Here is a 4,805-nt window from a genome sequence, read left to right as displayed (position 1 = left end):
GGGGCCCCCCGTGGCCCCCACCCCCCCCGCCCCGGGGGGGCGGCCCCCCGGGCGGCGGCCGCGCGGCCGCGCCGCCCCCCTCCGGGTGGTTGCGTGTGGCGCGCAGTTCGTGACGTTGACCTCGGGCAGCGCGCGGCTGTCGGCGGCGAAAGTATTGCGCCCGCCGGTTGGTCCTGTTGCGCGCAGGCTCAGGGTTCGATCGCTGCGAGTAGATTTCCCATCGTTGATGACGGATCGTTGTACGGAAAGAGGGTGTGGTTCCGTTCATGACCGCAAGACAGGGCGGACGCGCGCCCCGAGGCGGTATGCCGATTATGCAGGTACTGATCCGGGTCAATTCGCTTGCCGGAGCGTCCTTCGAGCTTGCGGCTCCGTCGCTCGGCTTCGCTGGTGTTCAAAAAGTTGTCGACACTCGCGACGCGAGCAGTGCCCCGTGGCAGCGGCCGACTTGTCCCGGTTCGGACACCCGGACCAGCCGTGCCGACGTGGCGGGTGCCGTGGCGTGACTACCTCCAGTTCACCCGTTCGTGAATGGGGCGCGGTATGGCACTGGTGGCGATTCGAGCCAACCAAAAGCCGCGCCGACCGGAGTCGGCGCGGCACTGTCCTTTTCGGATCAGAGGGCTCCGCTGTCGGACTGGGCGAGCCACCAGGGGTTTTCCCGCGCCCACTCGATCGTGCGGACGAGCCCGTCCTCCAGCGCCGTCTCGCACTGCCAGCCCAGCACCGTGCGCGCCTTGGTGTTGTCCGGCACGCGCCGCGCCAGGTCCTGGTAGGACGGTCCGAGGGCGGTCCGGGTGTCGACCCGCACGGTCTTGGCGTTCGGCCCGGTGAGCTTGGCGATCAGCTCGATCGCGTCGCCAACGGTGGTCTCGACCATGCTGCCGATATTGAACACCTCGCCGACGCCCGCCGGGTTCGTCGCGGCCAGCAGGGTGCCCTCGACGGCGTCGTCGACGAAGGTGAAGCACCGGGTCTGCCTGCCCTCGTCGTACACGGCCATCGGCAGCCCGTTGAGAGCGCGGTGCACCGAGCGGCTGACGATGAACGCGGGGCGCTGGCGCGGGCCGTAGACGTTGAAATAGCGCACGATTGTGGCTTCCAGCCCGTACTGGCGGGTGAAGGCGAACACCAGGTGTTCGGTCAGCGCCTTGCTGGAGGAATAGGCCCACCGGTCGGCCGAGGTGGGGCCGAGGACCCGGTCGCCGTCCTCGCGCCACGGCACGGTCGGGTTCTTGCCGAACACCTCGCTGGTGCTGACCACGACCACCTTGGCGCCGGTGCCGATCGCGGTGTCGAGCACGACGCGGGTGCCGGTGAAGTTGACGTCGATGACGTCGAGCGGGCGGGCCAGGTACTGGTCCACGCCCACCAGCGCGGCCAGGTGGTAGATGACGTCCACGCCCGCGGCCGCCGCGGCGAGGGTGTCCGCGTCGCGGATGTCGCCCGCGACGAACCGGCCGTACGCGCGGGCCAGCCGCTGGTGCTCCGGGGGCGGCGCGCTGTCGAAGACGGTCACGTCGTCGCCCCGGGCGATCAGCCGCTCCACCAGGTGGCTGCCGACGAAGCCGCAGCCGCCGGTGACCAGTGCGCGGGTCATCGTCCGATGCCGCGGTAGAAGTAGCCGAGATCGCGCAGCAGTTCGATCTTCTCCTTGGAGTAGTAGGCGCGGCCGTCGAGCAGCAGGCACTTCGGCGCCACCGGCAGCGCGGCGAAGTCGATGTGCTCGAAGTCCCGGTGCAGCGCCAGAATCGCGACACAGTCCACATCGCGGACCGCGTCCTCCAGCGACGCCGACACCTCGATGCCGAACACACTCTCCGCCTCGACCGGGTCCACCAGCGGGTCGTAGATCCGCACCTCGGCGCCCGCCTTGGTCAGCGCCGCGATGGTGCCCAGGGTCGGGGTCGCCCGCAGGTCGCCGGTGTTGTTCTTGAACGCCAGCCCGAGCACGGCCACCTTCACCGACTCCGGGTCCTTGCCCAGGTCGGCCAGGTCGGCCAGGGCGAGCTGCGCGGTGTACTCCGGCATGGCGGAGTTGACCTCGCGGCAGGTCGACGCGGTGAGGATCTCCAGACCGCGCTGGCGGGCCGAGCGCCACACCATCCACGGGTCCTTGGTCAGGCACGAGCCGCCGACCCCGACGCTGGGCAGCAGGATGTTGACGTTGCCCGAGCCCTTGGGGATCGAGTTGGCCGCCGGGATGACGTCGAGCACGTCGACGCCGTAGAGGCTGCAGAACTTGGCCAGCTCGTTGGCCATCGCGATGTTGAGGTCGATCCACCAGTTGTCGGCAAGCTTGACGATCTCCGCGGCCTCCATCGAGTCCAGCGGGATCGCCCGCACACCAAGGGTTCGCTGCCAGAACTCGGCCGCCGCCGCGGCGCTGTCGGCGTCCAGGCCGCCCGCCACGATCGGGAACGTGCCCAGCTCGCGCAACGCGTTGCCCTCGGCGAGCCGCTCCGGGGTGAAGGCGAGTCCGAAGTGGACACCGCCGAGCAACCCGCTCTGTTCCAGCAGCGGCAGCACGAGGTCGCGGGTGGTGCCAGGCGGCACGGTGCTCTTGAGCACGAAGAGCTGGCCCTCGCGGACGTGCTTGCTCAACTCCGTGCACGCGCCGCGGAGCTGCTCGTCGGCCAGCGAGCCGTCCTCGCGCACCGGGGTGCCCACGGCGATCAGGATGACGTCCGCGGTGGCGGTCGCGGCGTAGTCGGTGGTGACCCGCAGCCTGCCCGAGTCCAGACCGCGGAAGAGCAGGTCGGCGAGACCGTGCTCCTGGAACCGGCAGTGCCCCGAGTGCAGCTCGTCGATCAGCCGCTGGTCGGTGTCGATGCCGACGACGTCGAGCCCGCGGTCGGCCAGCGTCGCCGCGAGGCACGAGCCGACGTACCCGAAGCCGACGACCGCCACGGTCACGCCTTGGTGGTCCGAGAGAAAACGCATGCTGCGCTCCAATCGAGAAAGTCGGGACTGGCCTGCGGCGCGAGAAAAGCGGCGGCACACTGTCGTTGTGCCGCCGCCGCTGGGCCTCAGAGGTAGTGCGTGTTGGGCTCCAGGCCGCACAGGACGCGGCCGTACAGTTCGAGGTTGGTGTTCGGGTGCATCACCGCGTGCAGGTTCAGCGTCTGCACGTCGCGCTCGATGCGCTGGATCGGCACCGAGCTGTAGATGGACGACCCGCCGCTGGCGGTGTTGAGGATGTCCACGGCTTCCTTGGCGCGCTGGCACACCGCGCCCATGTCGAGCCGGATGCGGGCCCGCTCCTCCAGCGTCCACCCCTCGCCGTTGATGCTCTTGGCGTCCACCAGGTCCGCCGCGCGGTAGGCGTGGAACTCCGCCTCGTCGATCTTCACCGTGGCCTCGGCGACCTGCAGGTGGGTGAGCGGGGCCTCGCTCTGCTTCTCGTAGCTGGTGTAGGTGATCTTGCGGCCGGGCAGCCGCTCGAAGAACGCCTCCTTCGCCGCCTTCGCCAGCCCGAGGACCGTGCCGCTGACCGTCGAACACGCGGTCGGCAGCAGCGGGGCGCGGTAGATGGGCGAGTCGGCGTTGAGCTTCGAGGAGTACTGCTCGCGCAGCACCGGGCCCATCGAGAGCACGCGCTCGTGCGGGACGAAGACGTCGCGCGCGATGGTGCTCACGCTGCCGGAGCCGCGCAGCCCGGCGGTGTACCAGTCGTCCACGATCTCCAGGTCCGCCAACGGGATCGCGGTCATGATCGGCTCGTGGCCGCCGTCGGGGGTGAGCAGGATCGCGGCGTTGGTGTTCCAGTGGCTCTGCTGCGAGCCCGAGTTGAAGGTCCACTTGCCGTTGACGATGACGCCGCCCTTGGTGGGCGCGGCCGTCGCGGACGGGCTCAGGATGCCGCATACCCGCACGTCCGGGGTGGAGAAGATCTCGTCCTGCACGGAATCCGGGAACAGGCCCGCGATCCAGGTGCTGATGGTCCAGACCGCGTAGGTCCACGAGGTGGACCCGTCGCCGCGCGCGAGTTCGGCCACGACCTCGGACATGGTGCGCATGTCGGACTCGTAGCCGCCGTAGCGGGTGGGGATGCGCAGCTTGAAGAAGCCCGCGTCGGTCAGAGCGCCGATGTTGTCCTCGGGCAGTCGCCGGTTCTCCTCGGCCCAGGCCGCGTTCTTCTGCAGCAGCGGCACCAGTTCCGAGGCGCGGCGCACCAGTTCGGACCGCGACGGTGTCTGGGTGTTGTCCACAGTGTGCTCCCTTGGGGATACCTGTCAGGCGCGGGAATGACGCCTGTCGAATGCGCGTCGTGGTCCGGGGACACCGGACCGCGGCATGATCCGGCGGCTCCCGTGCCCGCGGTGGCGAACGTCCAAGCGGCGGCTGTCGGGCCGATCCCGCCTACTCGACGGTCGCACCCGGCCGCGTTCGACGGCATCTCTTCACTTGCGCAGCAGGCGATTTCGCGCCGTCTGTCATCGACACCGGCCGCCGAGTTCGGCACGGCAGGAGATGCGCGACGGTCCGCGGGCACCCGACCATGGAGCGGTGCGAATCGCCCGAGCGCGGTCCGCCGTGCCCTTCCCTGTCCCACTCCAGAGGAGATCGATCGTGTCCCCAGGTGCACCGTCGACCGCTGTCGACGCTCAGTCCCGTTTGGACGCCTACTACGGCAAGTTCACCAGCGACCAGGAGAAGGAGGCGTTGGGTGTGCCGTTGCGGTTGGTGGCGGCGTGGGCGGAGAACGACGCGGAGGGTGTGGCGAACGCCTTCACTGTCGACGGAACGCTGATTCTGCCCGGTGATGTGTACAAGAAGGGTCGCGAGGAGATTCGGGCGTTCAT

At 69.5% G+C, this 4,805-nt stretch carries 4 protein-coding genes; 1 reads left to right on the top strand and 3 read right to left on the bottom strand.

Annotated features, from left to right (window positions below):
* Positions 1-616: 616 nt before the first annotated feature.
* The 3 genes from ACT4N7_RS27550 to ACT4N7_RS27540 form a co-directional block, all read right to left on the bottom strand.
* The gene (locus ACT4N7_RS27550) at positions 617-1,600 is read right to left on the bottom strand and encodes an NAD-dependent epimerase/dehydratase family protein (protein WP_444831784.1); all 984 of its coding nucleotides are present in this window, start codon (positions 1,598-1,600) and stop codon (positions 617-619) included.
* Positions 1,597-2,943, bottom strand: coding sequence for a nucleotide sugar dehydrogenase (locus ACT4N7_RS27545; protein ID WP_444831783.1), 1,347 nt, complete (start codon positions 2,941-2,943; stop codon positions 1,597-1,599). The genes ACT4N7_RS27550 and ACT4N7_RS27545 overlap by 4 nt, the downstream gene beginning before the upstream one ends.
* Before the next feature lie 86 nt (positions 2,944-3,029).
* On the bottom strand, positions 3,030-4,211 hold the full coding sequence (locus ACT4N7_RS27540) for an acyl-CoA dehydrogenase family protein (protein ID WP_444831782.1): 1,182 nt from the start codon (positions 4,209-4,211) through the stop codon (positions 3,030-3,032).
* A gap of 361 nt (positions 4,212-4,572) precedes the next feature.
* On the opposite strand from ACT4N7_RS27540, the gene ACT4N7_RS27535 reads away from it, so the two are divergent.
* A partial coding sequence (locus ACT4N7_RS27535; protein ID WP_444831781.1) for an SgcJ/EcaC family oxidoreductase occupies positions 4,573-4,805 on the top strand: 233 nt, incomplete at its 3' end.

Source organism: Actinokineospora sp. (assembly GCF_052390155.1).
In the GTDB taxonomy this organism is placed as follows: Bacteria; Actinomycetota; Actinomycetes; order Mycobacteriales; family Pseudonocardiaceae; genus Actinokineospora.
Note: the sequence above shows the minus strand (reverse complement) of the source record. Positions and strands in the feature narration are given on the sequence as shown.

What these genes read in the sequence shown, in the direction of transcription:
- ACT4N7_RS27545 (WP_444831783.1), bottom strand. Translation starts at nt 2,943, where the DNA reads ATGCGTTTTCTCTCGGACCACCAAGGCGTGACCGTGGCGGTCGTCGGC.
- ACT4N7_RS27550 (WP_444831784.1), bottom strand. Translation starts at nt 1,600, where the DNA reads ATGACCCGCGCACTGGTCACCGGCGGCTGCGGCTTCGTCGGCAGCCAC.